This is a genomic window from Streptomyces sp. H27-H1 (assembly GCF_026627445.1).
Lineage (GTDB): Bacteria > Actinomycetota > Actinomycetes > Streptomycetales > Streptomycetaceae > Streptomyces.
In genome coordinates this window covers 46853-69844 of the sequence record NZ_JAPNLJ010000010.1, presented here as the reverse complement: position 1 = coordinate 69844, position 22992 = coordinate 46853, and the positions used below count along the sequence as shown (strand labels likewise).

Annotated in this window: 19 protein-coding genes; 13 read left to right on the top strand and 6 right to left on the bottom strand. The window is 72.4% G+C overall.

All coding sequences use genetic code 11. From position 1 onward, the window contains the following. Positions 1-53: 53 nt before the first annotated feature. A complete protein-coding gene (locus OTB20_RS13490; RefSeq protein WP_267753930.1) occupies positions 54-1439 on the top strand; it encodes a cystathionine beta-synthase in 1386 nt (461 codons plus the stop codon). Between the two features lie 348 nt (positions 1440-1787). On the opposite strand, the gene OTB20_RS13485 is transcribed toward OTB20_RS13490, so the two are convergent. Together OTB20_RS13485 and OTB20_RS13480 are read right to left on the bottom strand one after the other, a co-directional pair. Continuing rightward, entirely contained in the window at positions 1788-2171 is a 384-nt protein-coding gene (locus tag OTB20_RS13485; protein ID WP_267817428.1) for a hypothetical protein, read from the bottom strand. Positions 2172-2180: 9 nt separating this feature from the next. Further along, entirely contained in the window at positions 2181-3443 is a 1263-nt protein-coding gene (locus tag OTB20_RS13480; protein ID WP_267817426.1) for an MFS transporter, read from the bottom strand. A gap of 387 nt (positions 3444-3830) precedes the next feature. Here OTB20_RS13480 and OTB20_RS13475 point away from each other — a divergent pair, with 387 nt between their 5' ends. Next, entirely contained in the window at positions 3831-4673 is an 843-nt protein-coding gene (locus OTB20_RS13475; RefSeq protein ID WP_267753843.1) for a MurR/RpiR family transcriptional regulator, read from the top strand. Positions 4674-4723: 50 nt separating this feature from the next. Here OTB20_RS13475 and OTB20_RS13470 read toward each other — a convergent pair whose 3' ends face one another. Beyond that, entirely contained in the window at positions 4724-5863 is a 1140-nt protein-coding gene (locus tag OTB20_RS13470; RefSeq protein ID WP_267817424.1) for an FAD-dependent oxidoreductase, read from the bottom strand. Between the two features lie 153 nt (positions 5864-6016). Between OTB20_RS13470 and OTB20_RS13465 the strand changes: the two genes are divergently transcribed. Next, positions 6017-6613: a TetR family transcriptional regulator gene (locus OTB20_RS13465; protein WP_267817422.1), complete on the top strand. Its 597-nt coding sequence runs from the start codon at positions 6017-6019 to the stop codon at positions 6611-6613. 321 nt (positions 6614-6934) lie between these two features. Here the strand turns inward: OTB20_RS13465 and OTB20_RS13460 are convergent, their stop codons facing one another. Next, on the bottom strand, positions 6935-8353 hold the full coding sequence (locus tag OTB20_RS13460) for a diaminopimelate decarboxylase (protein WP_267817421.1): 1419 nt from the start codon (positions 8351-8353) through the stop codon (positions 6935-6937). 104 nt (positions 8354-8457) lie between these two features. On the opposite strand from OTB20_RS13460, the gene hutU reads away from it, so the two are divergent. From hutU to OTB20_RS13420, 8 genes are all read left to right on the top strand, one after another. Next, positions 8458-10122 carry a urocanate hydratase gene (hutU, locus tag OTB20_RS13455; protein ID WP_267817420.1) on the top strand — a complete coding sequence of 555 codons (1665 nt, stop codon included), beginning with the start codon at positions 8458-8460 and terminating at the stop codon, positions 10120-10122. A 35-nt stretch (positions 10123-10157) separates the two neighbouring features. Continuing rightward, complete coding sequence (locus OTB20_RS13450) at positions 10158-11348, top strand: allantoate amidohydrolase (RefSeq protein WP_267817587.1); 1191 nt, start codon at positions 10158-10160, stop codon at positions 11346-11348. Further along, complete coding sequence (locus OTB20_RS13445; protein WP_267817418.1) at positions 11339-12703, top strand: formimidoylglutamate deiminase; 1365 nt, start codon at positions 11339-11341, stop codon at positions 12701-12703. The genes OTB20_RS13450 and OTB20_RS13445 overlap by 10 nt, the downstream gene beginning before the upstream one ends. A gap of 121 nt (positions 12704-12824) precedes the next feature. Next, positions 12825-14012, top strand: a complete 1188-nt coding sequence (gene hutI, locus OTB20_RS13440) for an imidazolonepropionase (protein ID WP_267817416.1) — start codon at positions 12825-12827, stop codon at positions 14010-14012. 187 nt (positions 14013-14199) lie between these two features. After that, positions 14200-14877: an LPXTG cell wall anchor domain-containing protein gene (locus OTB20_RS13435; RefSeq protein ID WP_267753831.1), complete on the top strand. Its 678-nt coding sequence runs from the start codon at positions 14200-14202 to the stop codon at positions 14875-14877. Between the two features lie 17 nt (positions 14878-14894). Further along, positions 14895-15914, top strand: coding sequence for a hypothetical protein (locus OTB20_RS13430; RefSeq protein ID WP_267817415.1), 1020 nt, complete (start codon positions 14895-14897; stop codon positions 15912-15914). An 80-nt stretch (positions 15915-15994) separates the two neighbouring features. After that, positions 15995-17107: a hypothetical protein gene (locus tag OTB20_RS13425; RefSeq protein ID WP_267817585.1), complete on the top strand. Its 1113-nt coding sequence runs from the start codon at positions 15995-15997 to the stop codon at positions 17105-17107. Next, entirely contained in the window at positions 17104-18375 is a 1272-nt protein-coding gene (locus OTB20_RS13420) for a hypothetical protein (RefSeq protein ID WP_267817414.1), read from the top strand. Before OTB20_RS13425 ends, OTB20_RS13420 begins: the two co-directional genes overlap by 4 nt. Positions 18376-18441: 66 nt before the next feature. Here the strand turns inward: OTB20_RS13420 and OTB20_RS13415 are convergent, their stop codons facing one another. Then, positions 18442-19959 (bottom strand): peptide MFS transporter, encoded by a 1518-nt coding sequence (locus OTB20_RS13415; protein ID WP_267817412.1) that lies wholly within the window; start codon positions 19957-19959, stop codon positions 18442-18444. A gap of 492 nt (positions 19960-20451) precedes the next feature. Here OTB20_RS13415 and OTB20_RS13410 point away from each other — a divergent pair, with 492 nt between their 5' ends. Both OTB20_RS13410 and OTB20_RS13405 read left to right on the top strand, forming a co-directional pair. Next, positions 20452-21129, top strand: a complete 678-nt coding sequence (locus tag OTB20_RS13410) for a response regulator transcription factor (protein WP_267753822.1) — start codon at positions 20452-20454, stop codon at positions 21127-21129. A 38-nt stretch (positions 21130-21167) separates the two neighbouring features. Beyond that, positions 21168-22433 carry an ATP-binding protein gene (locus OTB20_RS13405; protein WP_267817410.1) on the top strand — a complete coding sequence of 422 codons (1266 nt, stop codon included), beginning with the start codon at positions 21168-21170 and terminating at the stop codon, positions 22431-22433. A 19-nt stretch (positions 22434-22452) separates the two neighbouring features. Here the strand turns inward: OTB20_RS13405 and OTB20_RS13400 are convergent, their stop codons facing one another. Further along, positions 22453-22983, bottom strand: coding sequence for a GtrA family protein (locus OTB20_RS13400; RefSeq protein WP_267817407.1), 531 nt, complete (start codon positions 22981-22983; stop codon positions 22453-22455). Positions 22984-22992 lie beyond the last annotated feature (9 nt).

The following is a 22992-nucleotide window of genomic DNA, read 5'->3' as shown; positions in this document are numbered from 1 at the left end:
AGTCTGGCGGTGCCTCCCGGAGAACCCGTGGAGTCCCCTCCTTGGAGAACATGGTGCAATTCCACGACTCGATGATCAGCCTCGTCGGCAACACCCCGCTGGTGAAGCTCAACCGTGTGACCGAAGGCCTCCAGGCCACCGTCCTGGCCAAGGTCGAGTACTTCAATCCCGGTGGATCCGTGAAGGACCGGATCGCCGTACGGATGATCGAGGCCGCCGAACAGAGCGGAGCCCTCAAGCCCGGCGGCACCATCGTGGAGCCCACGAGCGGCAACACGGGTGTAGGACTCGCCATCGTGGCCCAGCAGAAGGGTTACAAGTGCATCTTCGTCTGCCCTGACAAGGTCTCGATGGACAAGATCAACGTCATGCGCGCCTACGGCGCCGAGGTCGTGGTCTGCCCGACCGCCGTCGACCCCGAGCACCCGGACTCGTACTACAACGTGTCCGACCGCCTCGTGCGCGAGACCCCGGGCGCCTGGAAGCCCGACCAGTACAGCAACCCGAACAACTCGCGCTCGCACTACGAGACCACCGGTCCCGAGCTCTGGGAGCAGACGGCCGGGAAGATCACCCACTTCGTGGCGGGCGTCGGCACCGGCGGCACGATCTCGGGCACCGGCCGGTACCTCAAGGAGGCCTCCGGCGGCCGCGTGAAGATCGTCGGCGCGGACCCCGAGGGCTCGGTCTACTCCGGCGGCTCGGGCCGTCCGTACCTCGTCGAGGGCGTCGGCGAGGACTTCTGGCCCACGGCCTACGACCCCGATGTGACCGACGAGATCATCGCGGTGTCCGACAAGGACTCCTTCCAGATGACCCGCCGCCTCGCCAAGGAAGAGGGCCTGCTCGTCGGCGGCTCCTGCGGCATGGCGGTCGTCGCCGCACTGCGGGCGGCCGAGGGCCTCGGCCCGGACGACGTGGTCGTCGTCCTGCTCCCGGACAGTGGGCGCGGCTACATCAGCAAGATCTTCAACGACGAGTGGATGGCCGGGCACGGCTTCCTGGAGGACGCGGGCCCGTCGGCCCGCATCCGGGACGTGCTCGCGGACAAGGCGGGCGCCATCCCCTCGCTGGTCCACATGCACCCCGAGGAGACCGTCGGCGAGGCCATCGAGGTGCTGCGCGAGTACGGCGTCTCGCAGATGCCGATCGTCAAGCCGGGCGCCGGCCACCCCGACGTGATGGCGGCCGAGGTCATCGGCTCCGTCGTCGAGAAGGAGCTCCTCGCGGCGCTGTTCGCGCAGCGCGCCTCCCTCGGCGACCCGTTGGAGAAGCACATGAGTGCGCCACTGCCGCAGGTCGGCTCGGGCGAGCCGGTCTCCGAGCTGATGGCGGTGCTCGGCGAGGCCGACGCGGCGATCGTGCTGGTCGAGGGCAAGCCGACCGGTGTGGTGAGCCGTCAGGACCTGCTGGCGTTCCTGGCCAAGGGCGCCAAGTAGGAGTCCGTACGGGTCCGTACGGGGCCGTGCGCGCCCGCTACGGGCCCGTTACGGGTCCGCGCGCGGACGACGCGCAAACGGTACGGGCCCGTCACGTGACGGCAGCACCCGCTTAACACGGCTCCGGCACAGTGGTGGTTGTCGGCAGGGAAGCCCGGGAAACCGGGACCCGGCCGGCACCACGAACGGCGTCGGCGCACTTCCGGAGCGGCTCCCGGACCGCGTTGGACGCCACGGACGCGCGGACGGCCCTGACCCGGCCCGTGTCCTGCGCGGGGACCGCCGTCGTCCCGCCCCCGGGAAACCGGGGTGCGGCGGTCCCCGCGCTCAATCCTTTTCCGGCGCGGGTCAGTCCAGTTGGCCGGGGCTCCGGTCGTGGCGGCGGCGGTACTTCGCCGCGTGGACGTAGTTGACGCCCAGGATGCCGATCCAGGCGACGACCAGGCCGCTGAGACGGGCCTGGGCGGCGCCGATCGCGGAAAGCGGGATCGCCAGCACCAGGGTGATGATCGCGAAGCCGAAGCGTTCGCCGAAGTTGCCGTCCGGGAAGTCCGCCGCGCCGCGGTGGGTGCCGCGGGCCGCGGCCAGCCGCTCCTCCGCCAGGCGCCGGCGGACCTGTGTGTCGACCTTATCCACGAACGAGTCGACCAGCTCGGCCTCGTACTCCGCCCCCAGCTCCCGCCGGGCGTCGAGCGTGGCGGAGAGTTCCTTCTTCAGCTCTTGGGACTCCATCCCACCACCCTAGGATTCGCCCTTGGCGCCGGCACTGGGGCTAGCCCCCGTATCGCGCCGGACCAGGGTGCGGACGGGGCGGACGAGGATGAGCGCGAGGGCGCAGCCGAGGCCGATCGCGGCGCCGGCCAGCAGGAGCGGGCGGACGCCGAAGACCCCGCTGGCGGGGCCCGAGAGGACCTGCCCGAAGGGGACGGCGAGGATCGAGCCGCCGACCTCGTACGCGGTCACCCGGTTGAGCCGGTCCTGCGGGATCTGGGTCTGGACCGTGGTGGACCACTGGACGCCCCAGAACGCCCACCCCACGCCGCTGACCGCGTAGCCGAGCATCAGCAGCGGCAGATCGGGGACCAGGGCCGCCACCAGCGGCATCATCGGGAACGCGAACATCGCGACGGCGCCGCCGAGCAGCGGACGGGCCGGGCGGATGCGGATCGCGACGAGGCCGCCGAGGACGCAGCCGACTCCGAAGGCCCCCTCCGCGTAACCGAAGGCCGCCTTGCCGTGCTCGGCGATGACCGAGGCCGCGCCGAGCGGGGTGAGCGGACCCCAGACACAGACCCCGAGGACCCACCAGATGAGGATGACCGCCCACAGCCAGGACCTGGAACGGAACTCCTGCCAGCCCTCCCGCAGGTTCGCGAGCATCGACTCCGAGCGGCCGGAGGTGAACCGGGGCAGCCGCAGCGCCAGCAGGCAGAACCCGCTGACCACGAAGGTGGCCGCGTCGACCGCGAAGATCCAGGCCGTGGAGGTGGTGGCGACGAGCACGCCCGCGATGGCCGGCCCGGCCATGGTGGAAGCCCCCTCGCTCACCCGCAGCACGCCGTTGGCCTGCGTGGGGTCGGCGGAGACCTGCGGTACGAGGCTGGCGGTGCCCGGCTGGAACATCGCGGTCGCTATGCCGCCGAGCACCGATCCGCAGATGACGAACCACAGCGTCGGGTGGCCGAGCCAGAGGTACAGGGCCAGGGAGCCCTGGGCAGCGCACCGGACCGCGTCCGCGCCGATCATCTGCGGCAGGGGGTGGAAGCGGTCCGCGAAAACCCCGCCGAACACCACGAAGAGGGCGAAGGCGCCCATCCACGCACCGAGCGCGTACCCGATGCCGCTCACCCCGTAGCCGAGCGAGAGCATGGCCACGGCCAGGGCCACGTGCATCATCGTGTCGCCCAGCCTCGAGACGATGCGGGCGGTGAAGTACAGGCCGAAGTTCCTGGTCCAGAGGCGGGAACTGGGCCGGGGCGGGGCGAAGGCGGGCGACGACACCATAATGGGGCAGCCAATTCACTTGAATGTGGGGGGTGTTGACCGGCGGATCCCGGTGGTCGGGCCTTGAGGATCAAGGGCGGGATACCGGCCGGTCAAGCGAATTGAGCCTGGCCCCGGGCGGCGCGGGAGCCGGCCGTCACCGATGCCTCGTGTCAGTGGGGGAGCGCGACAGGAAGCCGTACTGGACGGCCCGCATTCCCCCCACGAACGCGTCCACGCGCGGTAGGGCTCCTGATGGTGCCCGGCCCGCTGATTTCCGGGGTGGCTGGGGTCTCGGATCGCGGGCGTGGGTTGCCGTCCTGCATAAGCGCATGCAGAGTGCTCGGTGAGTGAATATCCCGTCGGCGGCCGACTGGCCGACCGGCGGACGGGACGGAGGGGATCGGGATGGGCGAGAGCCCTGCGGCCCGGCTGCAGAAGCTGTTCGAGGGCCACCGGCTGACGCCGACCCAGCGGCGCATCGCGCACTGCATGGTGCGCGGGGCGGCGGAGGTGCCGTTCCTGTCGAGCGTGGAGCTCGCCGAGCTGGCCGGCGTGAGCCAGCCGTCGGTGACCCGGTTCGCCGTGGCGCTGGGCTTCGACGGCTATCCCGCGCTGCGCCGGCACCTGCGCGAGATGGCTCCCGCCGAGCGGGCCGGGGCCGCGGACGAGGATGCGTACAACGAGTACCAGCAGGCCGTGCAGGGTGAGATCGAGAACCTGCGCCGGCTGTCCGCGATGCTCGCCGACCCGGCGCCGGTGCAGGAGGCGGGCCGGCTGCTGGCCGGGTCGAGCCCGCTGCCCGTACTGGGGCTGCGCGCGGCGTCCTCGCAGGCGCGCGGGTTCGCGTACTTCGCCGCGAAGGTCCATCCGGACGTACGGCTGCTCGACGAGGGCGGCTCGATGCTCGCCGACCGGATCGACGCGGCGGCGGGCGCCGGGGCCTCGGCCCTGCTGTGCTTCGCACTGCCCCGCCATCCGAAGGAGGTCGCGGAGGCCCTGGAGTATGCCCGGGGGGCCGGGCTGACCGTGGTGACGGTCGCCGACTCGGCCTTCGCGCCGGTGGCCCGCCACTGCGATCTGCTGATCCCGGCGCCGGTCGGCACCGGCTTGGCCTTCGACACGGCGTGCGCGCCGATGCTGCTGGGGCGGGTGCTGCTGGAGGCCATGGCGGACGCGCTGCCGGATGCGCAGGCGCGGCTGGAGGCCTTCGACGCGCGGGCCGCGGCGCGCGGGCTGTTCGTGGAGTAGCCGAGCAGCCGAGCAGCCGAGTAGCCGAGTGGTCGAGGGGCGGAGCGGTACTAGCGGTAGTTCAGCTCCGCCAGCTCGGTGGCGAGGCGCCTGTTCAGTGCCGGGACGCGGGCGAGGACCGGCAGCAGGGTGTTGCGTACGGCACGCAGGGCGGGGTTGCGGGTGGTGGCGATCCGGGTCATCCGGTCGGTCAGCGCCACCACGCGCAGGGCGACGGGGCGGCGGCGGGCCTCGTAGGCGTCGAGGGCCTCGCTCGTGCCGGCGGCGAGGGCCCGGCCGAGTGCGTGGCCGTCCTGGATGCCGGTGTTCATGCCCTGGCCGCCGGCCGGGCTGTGTACGTGCGCGGCGTCGCCGGCGAGCAGGAGGCGGCCCGCGCGGTAGCGGTCCGCGACCCGGTGGTGGACCCGGAACCGCGAGGACCAGACGACGCCGGTCACGGTTGCCTGGCCGGGGGCGCGGGCGTCCAGCAGCGCCTGGACGAAGGGGAGGTCCGGTTCGGCGGGGGCCTCGTCGACGGTGGCGACCAGGCGGTAGCGGCCGCCGGGGAGCGGGGCCACCACGGTCAGACCGGCCGCGCCGAAGGTGAGGGAGACCTCCCGGGGGCCCGGGGTCCAGTCCATCGTCACGTCGGCGAGGACGAAGGACTCCTCGTAGGGGCTGCCGGTGAAGCCGATCCCGGCGGCCTCCCGGACCGTGCTGTGCATCCCGTCGGCGCCGACGGCGTAGGCGGCGCGGAGGGTTTCGCCGGTGGCGGTGGTGAGGGTGACCCCGGTCCCGTCCTGGGTGACGGCGGTGACCTCGTACGGGCGGTGGACGTCGCCGCCGAGGGCGCGCAGCCGGTCGAGGAGCACGGCCTCCGTCTGGTCCTGGGGAACCATCAGGGCGTACGGGTGAGCCGTGGGCAGGCCGTCGAAGCGGACGGCGGCGAGGGGGCGGGCGCCGTCGCGGATCCGGAACCGGGTGACGGTCGTGCCCCGCCGGACCAGCTCGGCGCCGGTGGCCGGGTCGAGCTCGTCGAGGACCTCCAGGGTGCGGGCGTGGACCACGGCGGCGCGGGAGGTGTTGGCGCCCTCGGCCTGCCGGTCCAGGAGGACGAAGTCGATGCCCGCCCCGGCGATGGTCAGGGCGAGGGCGAGGCCGGTGGGGCCGGCGCCGACGATGGCGACGTGGGTGGTGGCGGGGAGCGGCACGGCGGTTCTCCTCCGGGATGCGGGCTACGGAATACAGGAACGAGATACGGATGCCAACGGTTGTTGGCCAACGGCTGTTGACTTCAGAATGCTGCGGTCGCGAACACATGTCAACAGTTGTTGGCCTACGGATGTTGGCCTACGCTCGTTGGCATGACGCGAGACGGAGTGACCGGAGCGGCCGAAACGGCCGGGGAAACCCGGGGCGGGCAGACCAAGGCGGCGATCCTGCGGGCGGCGCGGGAGCGGTTCGCCGCGCAGGGGTACGAACGGACGACGATCCGCGCAGTCGCGGCCGACGCGGGGATCGACCCCTCGATGGTCATGCGCTACTTCGGCAACAAGGAGCGCCTCTTCGACGCGGCCCTCACCGTCGACCTGCGGCTCCCGGACCTGTCAGCGGTCCCGGAGGGGGAGCTGGCCCAGGTACTCGTACGGCACTTCGTGGAGCGGTGGGAAGGCGATCCGGCGGATGACGCGCTGCTGGTGCTGTTGCGCTCCGCGGTGACCAACGAGGCGGCGGCGGCGCGGATGCGGGAGGTCTTCGCGACCCAGGTCGCACCGGCGCTGGCGGCGGCGCTCGGCCCCGAGCGGGGGCCCCGGGTGGCGGGCCTGGTCTCCACCCACCTCCTGGGGCTGGCCCTGACCCGCTACCTCCTACGCCTCCCCGCGGTGGCGGCACTCCCGCCGGAGGCGGTGATCACGACCCTGACCCCGGCCCTGGCGGCGACCCTGTGGTCGACCCCCTGACGGCGGGCGCCCCGGTACGGGGGGTGCGCCTCAATCGCCGGCGGGGCCATAAATAGCCCCGCCGGCGTTTGAGGCGCGGGGTCTGGGGCGGAGCCCCAGGGTCTGTTCAGCCCGTCCGGCGTTTGAGGACCGGGTCAGGGCCGGGCCCTGGGAACGGTGGAAGGGCGGGGAGGGGACTTCGCCCCGCGCAGCGGGTTCTTGGGGCGCGGTCCCGGGAGGGCGGGCCGCGCCCGGGCAGGCGTGGGGCGCCTGGTGGGCAGGCCGCCGGGGCCGGTGCTCCCCGGGCGAGGGGGCCGTCGGGCCCGCGGGGTGGGTGCCCGGTCAGAGGAGGGCGTCGGGGGTGGTGGCGCCGGCCTCCGCGGGGATGGCGGCCAGGGGCTGGCCCGCGCGGGCCAGGGCGAAGCGGACCTCGCCCGCGGCTCCCACGGCGAAGCCGTGCACCGCCGGGCGGGGCAGGCTGTTGTAGCCATAGTGCGCGGTGAAGGCGTACGCGCCCGTGTCGGGCACGACGATCAGGTCCCCCGGGGACAGCAGCGGCAGCTCCCGCGCCGCCGCCAGCAGATCGCCCGCGAAGCAGGCCGGCCCGGCGATGTCCTGGGCGGCCACGGGCCCGGTCAGCGGAGCCCCCCGCGCGTCGTACGGCAGGATCCGCAGCGGCCAGGCCGCCGGGGCGTACACGGTACGGGTGGCCAGCTGGACCCCGGCGTGCGTGAGCGCGATCGCCCGTCCGCCGCTGCTCTTCGTGTACTCGACGCGCGACACCACCAGCCCGTGCTTGGCCGTCAGGGACCGCCCGAACTCCGTGACCAGGCCGTACGCCCCCGAGAAGAGCCCGGGGACGGCCGAGCGCAGCGCGCTCACGTACTCCGCGTACGTCGGGGTGGCCGTGTCCGAGGTGAAGTTCACCGGCAGCCCGCCGCCGATGTCCAGGGTGTCGACCTGCCGCCGCCCGGCCGCCGCGTTGATCTCCTCGGCCAGCTCGTACAGCTCCCGCACCCCTTCGGCGATCAGCGCCAGCGGAACGCCCTGGGAGCCCGAGTGGGTGTGCAGCCGGGTGAGCCAGGGCCGGTCCAGGTAGGCCCGTACGAGCCACTCGCGCGCTCCCGGATCGCGTAGCGCGATGCCGAACTTCGAGGTGGCCGTGGCGGTGGAGAGGGCGTCGATGCTGCCCGCGCCGGTCTGTGGGTTGATCCGTACGCCGATCGGGGAAGCGCCGGGCGCCGGGGCCGACGGGACGAGGGCGTCGAGCCGCTCCAGCTCCTGGCGGTTGTCTGCGTTCAGTGCGACGCCCAGGGCGAGGGCCTCCCGCAGTTCGGCGGCCGTTTTCGCGGGGGAGTCGAGGACGATGCGCGCCGGCGCGACCCCGGCCGCTAGAGCCAGGGCCAGCTCGCCGGGGCTGGCCACCTCGCAGCCGAGCCCGGCGTCGGCGAGCAGCCGCAGGACCGGGACGAGCGGGGCGGCTTTGACGGCGAAGGCGTGCAGGACGGGGGTGCCGGGGGCGAGGGCCGCCGCGAAGGCGCCGGTCAGGGCGGCGGCGGAGGCGCGGATGCCGGCCGTGTCGAGCAGGCAGACGAGCGGGGTGTCCTCGTCGATCAGCCCCTGCTCCACGACGGCCCGTACGGCCAGGTCGCGCCGCCCGGCGGCGGCTTCTGCGGCGGCTTCGGCGGCGCCCTCGTCGGCACCCCCGTCGGCACCCCCGTCGGTGCCCCCGTCGGCGTGCACGTGTGCGTCGACTGCCATGTCCGCCATCCCATCATCCGGCGAGTCCCCCCGCAGCGGTTGACTGAACCTATTCATACCGCGAGGATGTGAATGGATTGACCAACACCGGAGGAGGCACCGCCATGTCAGGACCCCGCCCCGTACGTGCCGCACGAGGTACCGAGCTGAGCACCCTGGGATGGCAGCAGGAGGCCGCGCTGCGGATGCTCCAGAACAACCTCGACCCCGAGGTCGCCGAGCACCCCGACAAGCTCGTCGTCTACGGCGGCACCGGCAAGGCCGCCCGCGACTGGCGCTCGTACGACGCGATGGTCCGGACCCTGCAGACCCTCAAGCAGGACGAGACGATGCTCGTCCAGTCCGGCCGTCCGGTCGGCGTGATGCAGACGCACGAGTGGGCGCCGCGCGTGCTCCTCGCCAACTCCAACCTGGTCGGCGACTGGGCCAACTGGGAGGAGTTCCGCCGCCTGGAGAACCTGGGCCTGACCATGTACGGCCAGATGACGGCCGGCTCGTGGATCTACATCGGCACCCAGGGCATCCTCCAGGGCACCTACGAGACCTTCGCCGCCGTCGCCGCCAAGAAGTTCGGCGGCACCCTCGCCGGCACCATCACCCTCACCGCCGGCCTCGGCGGCATGGGCGGCGCCCAGCCCCTCGCGGTGACGATGAACGACGGCGTCGCCATCTGCATCGACGTGGACCCGCGCGCCATCGACCGCCGCATCGAGCACCGCTACCTGGACGTCAAGGCCGACAACCTGCGCCACGCCCTCCAGCTGGCCGTCGAGGCCCGCGACGCCCGCAAGCCGCTCTCCATCGGCCTGCTCGGCAACGCCGCCGAGCTGCTCCCGCAGATGCTCGCCGAGGGCGCGCCGATGGACATCGTGACGGACCAGACCTCCGCCCACGACCCCCTCGCCTACCTGCCGACGGGCGTCGACCTCGACGACATGGCCGCCTACGCCGCCAAGGACCCGGCGGGCTTCACCACCCGCGCCCGCGAGTCCATGGCGAAGCACGTCGAGGCCATGGTCGGCTTCATGGACGCGGGCGCCGAGGTCTTCGACTACGGCAACTCCATCCGCGGCGAGGCCCAGCTCGCGGGCTACGACCGCGCGTTCGCCTTCCCCGGCTTCGTCCCCGCCTACATCCGACCGCTGTTCTGCGAGGGCAAGGGCCCCTTCCGCTGGGCGGCCCTGTCCGGCGAGGCCTCGGACATCCACAAGACCGACAAGGCGATGCTGGAGCTCTTCCCCGAGAACGAGTCCCTGCACCGCTGGATCAAGATGGCCGGCGAGCGCGTCCACTTCCAGGGCCTGCCCGCCCGCATCTGCTGGCTCGGCTACGGCGAGCGCGACAAGGCCGGCGAGCGCTTCAACGAGATGGTCGCCGACGGCACCCTGGCCGCGCCCCTGGTCATCGGCCGCGACCACCTGGACTGCGGCTCGGTGGCCTCCCCGTACCGCGAGACCGAGGCCATGCTCGACGGCTCCGACGCGATCGCCGACTGGCCGCTGCTCAACGCCATGGTCAACGTGGCCTCCGGCGCCTCCTGGGTCTCCATCCACCACGGCGGCGGCGTCGGCATGGGCCGCTCCATCCACGCGGGGCAGGTCACCGTCGCCGACGGCACGAAGCTCGCGGGGGAGAAGATCCGCCGCGTCCTGACCAACGACCCGGGCATGGGCGTCATCCGCCACGTCGACGCCGGCTACGACATCGCCGAGTCGGTGGCCGACGAGCGCGACGTCCGCATCCCGATGCGCGAGGGTGACTCCGCGTGACCCAGGAAGCCGCCGCCGGAGCCTCGTTCCACGAGATGTGGGCCGAGCTCCGGCCCATCGGCCGGGACCAGGGCAGCAGTGGCTACCGCCGCTACGCGTGGACCGGCGCCGACGCCGACTGCCGGACCTGGTTCCAGGCACAGGCCGAGGCGCGCGGGCTCGCCTACGAGACCGACCGCAACGGCAACCAGTGGGCCTGGCTCGGCGACCCGCTGGCCGGCGACGCCGTCGTCACCGGCTCCCACCTGGACTCCGTCCCCGACGGCGGGGCCTTCGACGGCCCCCTCGGGGTGGTGTCCTCCTTCGCGGCCCTGGACGAACTCCGCAGGAGGGGAGCGGAGTTCTCCAGGCCCCTGGCCATCACCAACTTCGGCGACGAGGAAGGGGCCCGCTTCGGACTCGCCTGCGTCGGCTCCCGCCTCAGCGCCGGGCAGCTGACCCGGGAGAAGGCGTACGAGCTCCGCGACGCGGACGGCGTCAGCCTGCCCCGCGCCATGGAGGCGGCCGGCTACGACCCCGAGACCATCGGGGCCGACCCCGAACGCCTCGCCCGCATCGGAGCCTTCGTCGAACTGCACGTGGAACAGGGCCGGGCCCTGGACCTGTCCGGGGACCGGGTCGGCATCGCCTCCGCGATCTGGCCGCACGGCCGCTGGCGCTTCGACTTCCGCGGTGAGGCCAACCACGCCGGCACCACTCGGCTGGCCGACCGCCGCGACCCGATGCTCACCTACGCGCAGACCGTGCTCGCGGCCCGCGCCGAGGCTGCCCTCGCCGGGGCCGTGGCCACCTTCGGGAAGATCGCCGTCGAGCCCAACGGGGTCAACGCCATCCCCTCCCTCGTACGCGGCTGGCTCGATTCCAGGGCCGCCGACCAGGCCACCCTCGACACGGTCGTGACCGCGATCGAGAAGGCCGCCCGGGAGCGGGCGGACCAGGACGGGATCGATCTGGACGTCGTCCGGGAGTCCTTCACCCCGGTCGTCGAGTTCGAGCACGCCCTGCGCGAAGAACTGAACCGGATCCTCGGCGGGGCCGTCCCCGTGCTCGGCACGGGCGCGGGACACGACGCCGGAATCCTCTCGGCGGCCGTCCCGACCGCCATGCTGTTCGTGCGCAACCCCACGGGCGTCTCGCACTCCCCGCGGGAGTTCGCCGCCGAGGACGACTGCGTGGCAGGCGTCCTCGCCCTCGCCGACGTACTGGAAGGCCTCGCATGCCGTTGAAGGGGCACGTGCTGACCGCGCACAAGACGTACTGGCTGGAGCACGCCTGGCTCGGCACCCATGTCGAGCCGGGCGTCGCCCTGGACGTGGCGGACGACGGGCACATCGCCGCCGTCCGCACCGAGGCGGCCACCCCGCCCCCGGGCGCCGAGGTCCTGCGCGGACTGACCGTCCCCGGTCTCGCCAACGCGCACAGCCACGCCTTCCACCGGGCCCTGCGCGGGACCGTCCAGGTCGGCTCGGGCACGTTCTGGACCTGGCGCGACTTCATGTACAAGGTCGCCCAGAACCTCACCCCCGACAGCTACTTCGCGCTCGCCCGCGCCGTCTACGCCGAGATGGCGCTGGCCGGCATCACCGCGGTGGGCGAGTTCCACTACGTCCACCACGCCCCCGGCGGAGCCCCGTACGCCGACCCCAACGCCATGGGCGAGGCCCTGATCGAGGCCGCCGCGGAAGCCGGCATCCGGATCACCCTGCTGGACACGGCCTACCTGGCCGCGGGCTTCGGCCAGGCCCCCGGCACCCACCAGCTGCGCTTCTCCGACACCACCGCGGACGCCTGGGCCGAGCGGGTCTCCGCGCTCAAGCCCCGTGAACACGCCCTGATCGGCGCGGCGATCCACTCGGTCCGCGCGGTACCGGCCGGACAGCTCGCCACCGTCGCCGCCTGGGCCGCGCAGCGGCGGGCCCCGCTGCACGTGCACCTCTCGGAGCAGACCGCCGAGAACGACGCCTGCCTGGCGGCCCACGGCCGCACCCCCACCCAACTGCTCGCCGACCACGGGGTGCTCGGCCCGCGCACCACCGGGGTGCACAACACGCACCTCACCGACGCGGACATCGCCCTCCTGGGCTCCACCACCACCGGCACCTGCATGTGCCCCACCACCGAACGCGACCTCGCCGACGGCATCGGCCCGGCCGTACGCCTCCAGCGCGCGGGCAGCCCGCTCTCGCTCGGCAGCGACAGCCACGCGGTGATCGACCTGCTCGAAGAGGCCCGCGCGATGGAGCTGAACGAGCGGCTGAGCAGCCGTACCCGCGGCCACTGGACGGCCAACGCCCTGCTCACGGCAGCCACCGAGGACGGGCACGCGGCCCTGGGCTGGTCGCAGGCGGGCCGCCTGGAGGCGGGCGCGCTCGCGGACTTCACCACCATCGCGCTGGACTCCGTCCGCACGGCGGGTCCGCTGCCCCGGCTGGGCGCGGAGACGGCGGTCTTCGCGGCTTCGGCCGCGGACGTCCGCCACACCGTCGTCGGCGGCCGCCACATCGTCCGCGACGGCGCCCACACCCTGGTCCCCGACGTCCCGTCCGCCCTGGCCGCGACCATCGCAGCCCTCCGCTCCTGACCACCCGGCCCCGGCAGATCAAGCCTCGCCGGCGTTTGAGGCCCTGGGGTCCGGGGGCGGAGCCCCCGGTTCCGGGAAGGGGCGGGGCGGGGGAACACATCACTCGACCACCCGAGGAACCATGACAACCACCACCACCGTCATCACCAACATCGGCAGCCTCGTCACCAACGACCCCGCCCTGGGCGACGGCAGCACCCCCCTCGGCCTCATCCAGGACGCCGCCGTCGTCATCGACGGCGAGACCATCGCCTGGGTGGGCCCCACGGCACAGGCCCCCGCCGCCGACACCGCGTTCGACGCGACCGGCCGCGCCGTCATCCCCGGATTCGTCGACTCCCACTCCCACCTCGTCTTCGCAGGCGACCGCACCGCCGAGTTCAACGCCCGCATGTCCGGCCACAGCTACTCCGCCGGAGGCATCCGTACGACCGTCGCCGCCACCCGCGCCGCCTCCGACGCCGAGCTCGAGGCGAACCTGCTGCGCCACCTCCACGAGGCCCGCCGCCAGGGCACGACCACCTTCGAGACCAAGTCCGGCTACGGCCTCACCGTCGCCGACGAGGCCCGCGCCCTGCGCATCGCCGCCGCGCACACCGAGGAGGTCACCTACCTCGGCGCGCACATCGTCTCCCCCGACTACGCCGACGACCCGGCGGCCTACGTGGCCCTGGTCACCGGCGAGATGCTGACCGCCTGCGCCCCGTACGCCCGCTGGGTGGACGTGTTCTGCGAGAAGGGCGCCTTCGACGGCGACCAGGCCCGTGCGATCCTCACCGCCGGCGCCGCCGCCGGGCTGATCCCGCGCGTCCACGCCAACCAGCTCTCCCACGGCCCCGGTGTGCAGCTCGCCGTCGAGCTCGAAGCGGCCTCCGCCGACCACTGCACCCACCTCACCGACGCGGATGTGGACGCCCTCGCCCAGGCGGCCGGTACGACCGTTGCCACGCTGCTGCCGGGCGCGGAGTTCTCCACCCGCGCGCAGTGGCCCGATGCCCGCCGGCTCCTCGACGCGGGGGTCACCGTAGCGCTGTCGACGGACTGCAACCCGGGCTCCTCCTACACGAGTTCGATGCCGTTCTGCATCGCCCTGGCCGTCCGCGACATGCGGATGACCCCGGACGAGGCCCTGTGGTCCGCCACCGCGGGCGGCGCCCGCGCCCTGCGCCGCACCGACATCGGCGCCGTCACCCCCGGCGCCCGCGCGGACCTGGCCCTGCTCGACGCCCCCAGCCACGTCCACCTCGCCTACCGGCCGGGTGTTCCGCTGGTCTCGGCCGTCTGGCAGAAGGGCCGCAAGACGGCCTGAAACAGCCGGAATCCGGACGCTTTCGGACGTGCCCGGCCGCCCGCGGGCGGGCCTCGCGGCCTGTGGACGGGCTGTTGATACCGCGCCGTCCTTTGTCTTCCCTCCGTAAGGCCCCCGGCGTACCTTGAGCCACCAATCTGATGCGCCGTCAGTAATTTGTGGCCCAAGGTTCGAGGGGAAGACGAAGGTGTCCGACCGGAAACGCTCCACCGCGCTCGCGCTGGCCTCCGCGCTGGCGGGGACGGCGGTACTGCTGGCCGCCCCCGCGGCCCACGCGGCCGCGATCGACGTCAAGTACGACTGCAAGACCCCCATCGGGGACAAGTCGGCGGTCTCGCCGATCGAGATCAAGGGAGTCAAGGAGGGCAGCGGGTACAAGCTGACGATGTCCTTCCAGAAGGGTGTCTCCTCCAGCCCCATCGAGCTCGGCAAAGGGGCGATGACCCCCAGTGCCGTGATCGTGGTCGACGGTGCGGAGAAGGCGTCGGTGCCGGTCTCCGGCCCGCCCAACCCCGAGGCCATTCCGGCCAACACCCCCATCAAGATCACCGATCTCGCGGGCACGTACACGCCCAAGAAGTCCGGCAAGGTCACCTTCACCGCGGGCGTGCTCACGATCAAGGCGATGGGTACGACCACCACCTGCACCCCGGGCAACAGCCCCAAGCCGTCCCTCGAAATGGACGTGACGGCCGCCGGGGGCGCCGCCCCGCCCGCCACCACCGGATCCACCGGGGACAGCCTCCCGCAGACCGGCCCCGAGGACTCCGCGATCGCGCTCGGAACCCTCGGCGCCACCGTGCTGCTCTCCGGCGGCGCCGGTGTGCTCTGGCTGACCCGGCGCGGCCAGCGGGCCCGGTCCTGAACGGAGCACACCCGGTCATGCCCGTGCTCCCCTCGCCCCGAAGGTCCGGTGCGCTCCTCCTCGCCGCCGCCACCGTCGCCACCGTGCTCACCTGCGGGGCGGCGGCCCCGGCGGCCGCCGACGAGCCGGGCTGGACCGCCGAGCCCGTCGCGGGCAGCGCGCCGGCGGCCGTGAAGGCCGGGACCCGCCCGTACTTCTACCTCGCGGGCACCTCCGGCACGGTGTTGGAGGACCGCCTCGCCCTGGCCAACACCAGCGACCGGGAGCACACCATCACCCTGCGCGGAGCCGACGCCTACAACACGGCGGCCGGCGCCTTCGCGGTGCGCTCCGCCGAGGAGTCCACCGGTGCGGGCGTCTGGATCAGCTTCGGCAAGGGCGCCACGGTCAAGGTCCCGCCGCGCACCCGCGCCGTGGTCCCCTTCACCGTCACCGTGCCGCCCGGCTCCCCGCCCGGCGACCACCCGGCCGCCGTCGTCGCCACCGAGGCCGGCCGTGAGGTGGGCGTACGGGTCCACCTGCGGGTCGGCGGCCCCGCACTGGCGGCGCTCACGGTCGAGGACGTCTCCGTACGGGGCAAGGGCGCGGCCGCGAGCGTCACGTACTCCCTGGTCAACCGCGGCAACGTGGCACTCGTCCCCGAGCTCGCCATCAGTGCCGAGGGCACCCTCGGCAAAGTCGCGGGCCGCAGCACCCGCACCGTGCCGGTCGAGGTGCTGCCCGGCCAGCGGGTCGAGCTGACCGAACCCTGGCCCGGCGCGCCCGTGTTCGACCGGGTCGCCCTGACCCTCACCGTCACGGCCCCCGGCGGCGCCCGCGCCACGGCGAGAGCCTCGGCCTGGTTCGTGCCCTGGGGGATCGCCGGCGCGACCGGCCTCGGGCTGCTCTGCCTCGGCGCCGTCGCCGCGACCGCGCTGCTCCTCGTCCGCAAGCGGCGGATCCGGGCCGGCGACGGGCCCGGGCCGTCGCCGCACGGGAGCGCCGTACCCGAAGAAGCCCCAGCGCCGGAACACGAGTTGACGGGAGCACCCAGGTGAGCGCCAAGGCCGGTGGGAGACACCGCGGCAAAGTCAGGGCCCTGGCCGCCGCGGGATGCGCGGGACTGGCGGGGCTGGTGATGTGCGCGCTGGCGCTGTTCCCGGCGGCCCTGGCCGCAGCGGACGAGGGGGCCGAGCCCGCCGTGGCCCTCTCGCTCAAGGAGGCCGCCAAGGGGACGGAGATAGCCGTCACCGGAACGGGCTGGCGGGCCAAGACCATGGTGATGCTGCTGGTCTGCGGGCAGAACATGATCGGCGGCACCAACAGCTGCGCCAACGCCGACGGCGTCGCCGTCTCGGTCGCCGACGACGGGCACTTCTCCGCCCAGCTCCCGGTGGTCGCCCCGCCCAAACCCTGCCCCTGCGTGGTCAACGTGACCTCCGTCAACGGGGACCAGTCCACCGTCGGGGCCCCGCTGAAGATCACCGATCACCCGGTGGCCGACCTGCCCGCCGAGGGCGGCACCGCCCGGCTCGCCCTGCTCACCGCGGTCCGGCTCAAGGGCGAGGACGGGGTGCTGACCTGGTTCGGGGCCCCGCCCGGCCGGAAGTTCACGGTCACCGTGGGCAACCTCGGCTCCGCCCCGGTCAAGGACCCGGTCTTCCAGCTCGGCACCGCCCACGGGGTGTTCGCGCCGACCTGGGAAGAGGTCCGCTGGAAGGGCACCATCCCGCCCGGGGGCAAGGCGGAGGTCTCCCTCGACGCCACCCTGTCGGCCGGCGCCCACGGGGACTACACCCTCTCCCTCAAGTACGGGGAGACCGTCATGGCCGCGCAGCCCTGGGGCGTGGCCCGCCCGTACGGGGTGCTGCTGTTCTGGGGCCTGCTCCTGCTGGTGATCCCGGCCGGGATCTTCCGGATCGGCATGGCCGTCGTCGACAAGGTCCGTCCGCGCGAATCCGGCGGCCGCCACCGCGGTGCCCGGCCGCAGCCCGACCCGGCGGCGGCGGTGACCACCCGGCTGCCGCGGATCCCGGCGGTACGGGGGCCCGCGCGGGGCCCCGTACGAGGACCGCTGAGAGGTCCCGGGCCGGTCCGCTCCGACCCGGCGGACGAACCACCACAGACCACCACGGCGGTACTGCCGTGGTTCACCCCGGACAGCGCGCCGGGGACCAGCGCACCACAGACCAGCGCACCACAGACGTCCGCACCGTCTGAGAACAGTCCGACGACGAAGGGACTTCAGTGAACACCCAACGGAGGGCGAGCGCGGCCGCGGTCGCGCTGCTGCTCGGCGGCGCGGGCATCGCCATGGGGGCCACGCCCGCGCAGGCGGACGTGATCGACGTCCAGTACAAGTGCAAGACGCCCATCGGTGACAAAGAGGCCGTCTCGCCGATCGACATCAAGGGCGTCAAGGAGGGCGCCGGGTACAAGCTGACGATGTCCTTCCAGAAGGGCGTCTCATCCAGCCCCGTCGAGCTCGGCGCGGGTGCGATGACCCCGAGCGCCGTCATCGACCTGGGCGGCGCCGACAGCGGCTCGGTCGCGGTCACCGGCCCGGCCAATGCCGCTCCGATCCCCGCCAACACGCCCATCAAGATCAGCGATCTCTCGGGCACGTACACGCCCAAGAAGTCCGGCAAGGTCAGCTTCACCGCCGGCGTCCTGACGATCAAGGCACTGGGTACGACCACGACGTGCACGCCGGGCAACAGCCCCAAGCCGTCCCTGGAACTGGACGTCACGGCCGGGGGCCCCAGCCGGCCCCCGTCGAGCCCGCCGCCGAGCAGCCGGCCGCCGACCAGTCAGCCGCCCACCAGCAGGCCGCCCACCAGCGGCCCCACGCCCTCCCCGTCCGGCGGGGGCCAGAGCGACTTCCCGGGGCAGACCGTGGACGTCACCTTCGACTGCGGGGCGTTCATCCCCCAAGGCCCCCTGAAGGGCAAGGTGACGATCAACGCGAAGAAGAACGGCGACAGCTTCGACCTGACCGCCACGACCGCCAAGGGCGTGATGAACAGCCCCGCGGACCTTCCGGCGGGAGCCCTCAAGCCCTCGCTGGACATCAAGCTCGGCGGCGCCGACAGCGGCATCGTCAAGGTCAGCGGCCCGGGCAACCCCGAGGCGGTCAAGGCCGGCTCGCCGGTCAGCCTCAGTGACATGAAGGGCAGCTACAAGCCGGGCAAGACCGGCAAGACCACGCTGACCCCGGACAAGCTCACGATCGACGTGGTCATGGCCCCGGGAGCCAATCCGATCGTGGTGCCCTGCGCCGCGACCAAGAGCTCCGTATCGCTCACCCTCGACACCGCCGCCCAGCCGGGCGGCTCCGGATCGTCCGGTACCTCGGGCAGCTCCGGTACCTCGGGCACCACCTCGGGCGGTCTCGCCCAGACCGGAGCGGCCGACGACGGCGGCATCAAGGCCCTGGGCCTGGTCGCCGGCACGGTCATCCTGCTCGGTGCGGCGGTCTTCACCTTCACCCCGTGGCGCCGCCTGCGCGGCACCCGCTAGCCCCGGACGACAGAACGGCCCGGCACACTTCACTGTGTGCCGGGCCGTTCCACGAGTCGGGACGCGTCAGTGGACGTCGCCCATCATCGTCTGGACCTTCTTGCGGTACATGTAGATCGCGAAGCCCGCGAGCGCCGCCAGTGCGGCCTGCATGGCGATGATCGAGGTCCCGTTCAGGTCCACCCCGGCGATCGAGAGCAGGCCGGTGGTGCAGTCACCGGCGGTGACGGCGAGGAACCAGACACCCATCATCTGGCTCGCGTACTTCTGCGGGGCCATCTTGGTGGTGACGGACAGACCCACCGGGGAGAGGCAGAGCTCGGCGATCGTCTGGATCATGTAGATCGAGACGAGCCACATCGGGCTGACCTTGTCGCCGCCGTTCGTCATGCCCATCGGGACGACGAAGACGAAGAACGAGCCGCCGACCAGGACCAGCGCCATCGCGAACTTCACGATGGTCGTCGGCTCCTGGTTCTTGCGGGCCAGCCAGATCCACAGCCAGGCGAAGACCGGGGCCAGCGTCATCACGAACAGCGGGTTCAGCGACTGGAACCAGGTGGAGGGGAAGCCCCACCCGAAGACCGTGTTGGCGGTGTTCTTCTCGGCGAAGGCGGCCAGCGTGGAACCACCCTGGTCGTAGATCATCCAGAAGACGGCCGCGGCGACGAAGAACCAGATGTACCCGTTCATCTTCGACTGCTCGGGAGCCGAGAGGTCCTTGTCGCGCTTGATGCGGACCAGGACGCCGACCGGGATCAGCAGACCGGCGACGGTCAGCGGAATGAGCGCCCAGTTCAGGGTGAAGACACCGGTGAAGCCGATGATCGCGTAGAACAGCGCGGTGACGCCGACGACCGCGGCGACCTTGGTGATGATCGCGGTGCGCTCCTGCGCCGACAGCGGGTTCGGGACCACGCTGCTGGTGGGGCTGAGGTGCTTGGTGCCCAGCAGGAACTGCGTCACGCCCAGCGCCATGCCGACGCCGGCGAGGGCGAAGCCCAGGTGCCAGTTGACGGTCTGGCCGACGGTGCCGATGACGAACGGCGCGACGAAGGCGCCGAGGTTGATGCCCACGTAGAAGAGGGTGAAGCCACTGTCACGACGCGGGTCCTGCGGACCGTCGTAGAGGTGGCCGACCATCGTGGAGATGTTGGCCTTCAGCAGACCGGAACCGGCCGCGACCAGCGCGAGGCCGACGAAGAACATCGCCTGACCGGGGATGGCCAGTGCGAAGTGGCCCGCCATGATCACGCCGCCCGCGATGGCGACGGTCTTACGGGCGCCCCAGACGCGGTCGCCGAACCAGCCACCCGGCATGGCCATGAGGTAAACCATGGCCACGTAGATGGAGTAGATGGCCGTGGCCGTGGCGGCCGTCATGGCCAGCCCGCCGCCCTGGCTGTCGGTCGCGGCGTCGACGCCGCCCGAGATCAGGTAGACGACGAGGAGGGCCCGCATGCCGTAGTAGGAGAACCGCTCCCACATCTCGGTCATGAACAGAGTGGCCAGGCCACGGGGGTGTCCGAAGAAGGTCTGCTCGGCGGACGGGTCCGCCGAGTCCTTCGTCAGGCTGGAAGCCATGGTCGATCCTTGCTTGCTCGGGACGCGCGGCTTCGTGAGCACAACGGCGCCCGGTGAGGGTGGCCGGCACCGGCAGCGGGTGTTCCGGCCCCCTACGTCCGGGGGTTTCGCTCCGCGGGGGCGGAGACGAAAGGAACATCCGTAACCGGGATCCACGCCCTGCGCGCTTCTTCGCGCGAAGGGCCCGGCCCATAGGTCATTCACCGTCATCAGGCCCGGAACGGGCGGTGCGACAACAGTGCCTGTCCGGTCAGGACAGAAATAGAGACTTTCGGCTGGTTTTCGCTCGAAAGTCTCTCAGGTAGTGCATCAGACGTCTCGACACCATACGATACGACTGCGGCGCATATGAAAGCACTTGAGAGATGGATCACAGGTTTCAGTGGAACCAAATGACTACATTCGAAGGCCGTTAGTAGTTCATGTGCCCAGTTACACAGGGGTCTGCAGGTAGGCCTCTTCTTTCACCCGGCGCGGACTACCATCACCCACATGACGCGTGTACTGCTCGCCGAGGACGACGCATCCATCTCGGAACCCCTGGCCCGCGCCCTGCGCCGGGAAGGGTACGAGGTCGAGGTCCGGGAGGACGGCCCCACCGCCCTGGACGCGGGACTGCAGGGCGGCGTCGATCTTGTCGTCCTGGACCTGGGCCTGCCCGGCATGGACGGCCTGGAGGTCGCCCGCCGGCTGCGCGCCGAGGGCCACGGCTTCCCGATCCTGGTCCTGACCGCCCGCGCCGACGAGGTCGACACGGTCGTGGGCCTCGACGCGGGCGCCGACGACTACGTGACCAAGCCCTTCCGGCTCGCCGAGCTGCTCGCCCGCGTCCGGGCCCTGCTGCGGCGCGGCGCCAACGAGGCCTCCCAGACCCCCGCCACCCACGGCGTGCGCATCGACGTCGAATCGCACCGCGCCTGGATGGGGGAGGAAGAGCTCCAGCTCACGGCGAAGGAGTTCGACCTGCTGCGGGTCCTCGTCCGCGACGCCGGCCGGGTCGTCACCCGCGACCAGCTGATGCGCGAGGTCTGGGACACCACCTGGTGGTCCTCCACCAAGACCCTCGACATGCACATCTCCTGGCTGCGCAAGAAGCTCGGCGACGACGCCGCCAACCCCCGCTACATCGCCACCGTCCGAGGAGTCGGCTTCCGCTTCGAGAAGAGCTGAGCCGCTTCCCGGGCCCCCGTTAGGGCATTCTTTTCGCCATGCGCCGCCGCCTGATCAACTCCACGCTCGCCGTGGTGCTCGTCGTCATCGCCGTCTTCGGGATCTCCCTCGTCATCGTCGAGACCCGCACCATCACCAGCAGCGCCCAGGACCGCATCGAGTCCGAGGCACTGCGGCTGGTCGGCATCGTCGAGAGCGACGTCCTGGAGAAGAAGCCGGTCGACGCCGACGCGCTCACCGAACAGCTCGACCCCGGCCGGTACGCCCGCATCACGATCCCCGGCCGGGAGCCGGTGGAGATCGGCCCGAAGCTCACCGAGAGCGTCATCCGGGGGACCGCGCGCGGGGAGCAGGGCGAGGTCGTGGTCGTCGAGGAGTCCCGCTCCACGGTCACCCGCGAGGTCGGACGGACCCTGGCCGTGGTCGGGGCCGTGGCCCTGCTCGCCGTCGTCGCGGCCGTCCTGCTCGCCGTACGCCAGGCCAACCGGCTGGCCTCCCCGCTGACCGACCTCGCCGAGACGGCCGAGCGCCTCGGCTCCGGCGACCCGCGGCCCCGCCACAAGCGGTACGGGGTCCCCGAGCTGGACCGGGTCGCGGACGTACTGGACTCCAGCGCCGAACGGATCGGCCGGATGCTCACCGCCGAGCGGCGCCTGGCCGCCGACGCCTCGCACCAGCTGCGCACCCCGCTCACCGCCCTGTCGATGCGGCTCGAGGAGATCACCGTCACCGGCGACCTGGAGACCGTACGGGAGGAGGCGACGATCGCCCTCACCCAGGTGGAACGGCTCACGGACGTGGTCGAGCGGCTCCTGACGAACTCCCGGGACCCGCGGACGGGCTCGGCCGTCCCCTTCGACCTGGACGAGGTCGTCAAACAGCAGCTGGAGGAGTGGCGCCCCGCCTACCGCAGCGCCGGCCGGGCCGTCGTCCGCTCCGGAAAGACCGGCATCCGGGCCGTGGGCACCCCGGGCGCCGTCTCACAGGTCCTGGCGACCCTGGTGGAGAACTCCCTCATGCACGGCGGCGGCACCGTGGCCCTACGGACCCGCGTGATCGGCAACCAGGCCGTACTGGAGGTCACGGACGAGGGACCGGGAGTCCCGCCGGACCTCGGCAACCGGATTTTCGAGCGGGCCATCAGCGGCCGCAACTCCACCGGCATCGGCCTCGCCGTCGCCCGGGACCTCGCGGAGGCCGACGGCGGCCGCCTGGAGCTGCTCCAGATCCGGCCGCCGGTGTTCGCACTGTTCCTCAGCCGGACCGCGCCGCAGCACCCCGAACCGGAGCAGACCGTCCGCTGACGGAGGCCCGCCCACGGCCTCAGTTCGCGGCGGTCTCCGGGGTCCGCGCCGGCGGGGTCTGGCCGTCACGCTGCTCCACGACCAGTGAGGTCGCGGGCGGGGCCGGCAGGGCCTTGAAGACCCAGGTCCGGTAGGACCAGAAGCGGAACACGGTGGCGATGCCGATGCCGGTGAACTTGAAGAGGTTCGAGGCGAGCGGACCGTCCCAGTGGAAGCCGTACGTGGCCGTGAACAGGATGCCGTTCTCGATGACCAGCCCGATCGCGCTGAACGCGACGAACAGCCCGAGCTCACGGGTGCGGCCCGACCCGGTCCGGTCGGCGCGGTCCCGGTAGGCGAAGTAGCGGAAGCCCAGGTAGTTCGTGGTGATGGCCACCAGAGTGGCTATCACGCTCGCGCGCACCACCTGGAGATCGGTGACGCTGCGGAGCAGGTTGAAGACGCCCAGGTTGACCAGGACCCCGAGCCCGCCGACGGCCCCGAACCTGGCGATCTCGCGCGCGAGCCCGCGCACGCGGCCGAGGACGGATCCGTTCTCCGGCTTGCTCATATGAGGCTC

Bases quoted from the DNA above. Each gene is read 5' to 3' on its own strand.
- OTB20_RS13485 (WP_267817428.1), bottom strand. From the start codon at position 2,171: ATGGAGTCCCAAGAGCTGAAGAAGGAACTCTCCGCCACGCTCGACGCC.
- OTB20_RS13480 (WP_267817426.1), bottom strand. From the start codon at position 3,443: ATGGTGTCGTCGCCCGCCTTCGCCCCGCCCCGGCCCAGTTCCCGCCTC.
- OTB20_RS13475 (WP_267753843.1), top strand. From the start codon at position 3,831: ATGGGCGAGAGCCCTGCGGCCCGGCTGCAGAAGCTGTTCGAGGGCCAC.
- OTB20_RS13465 (WP_267817422.1), top strand. From the start codon at position 6,017: ATGACGCGAGACGGAGTGACCGGAGCGGCCGAAACGGCCGGGGAAACC.
- OTB20_RS13460 (WP_267817421.1), bottom strand. From the start codon at position 8,353: ATGGCAGTCGACGCACACGTGCACGCCGACGGGGGCACCGACGGGGGT.
- hutU (WP_267817420.1), top strand. From the start codon at position 8,458: ATGTCAGGACCCCGCCCCGTACGTGCCGCACGAGGTACCGAGCTGAGC.
- OTB20_RS13450 (WP_267817587.1), top strand. From the start codon at position 10,158: ATGTGGGCCGAGCTCCGGCCCATCGGCCGGGACCAGGGCAGCAGTGGC.
- OTB20_RS13445 (WP_267817418.1), top strand. From the start codon at position 11,339: ATGCCGTTGAAGGGGCACGTGCTGACCGCGCACAAGACGTACTGGCTG.
- hutI (WP_267817416.1), top strand. From the start codon at position 12,825: ATGACAACCACCACCACCGTCATCACCAACATCGGCAGCCTCGTCACC.
- OTB20_RS13430 (WP_267817415.1), top strand. From the start codon at position 14,895: ATGCCCGTGCTCCCCTCGCCCCGAAGGTCCGGTGCGCTCCTCCTCGCC.
- OTB20_RS13425 (WP_267817585.1), top strand. From the start codon at position 15,995: ATGTGCGCGCTGGCGCTGTTCCCGGCGGCCCTGGCCGCAGCGGACGAG.
- OTB20_RS13415 (WP_267817412.1), bottom strand. From the start codon at position 19,959: ATGGCTTCCAGCCTGACGAAGGACTCGGCGGACCCGTCCGCCGAGCAG.
- OTB20_RS13410 (WP_267753822.1), top strand. From the start codon at position 20,452: ATGACGCGTGTACTGCTCGCCGAGGACGACGCATCCATCTCGGAACCC.
- OTB20_RS13405 (WP_267817410.1), top strand. From the start codon at position 21,168: ATGCGCCGCCGCCTGATCAACTCCACGCTCGCCGTGGTGCTCGTCGTC.
- OTB20_RS13400 (WP_267817407.1), bottom strand. From the start codon at position 22,983: ATGAGCAAGCCGGAGAACGGATCCGTCCTCGGCCGCGTGCGCGGGCTC.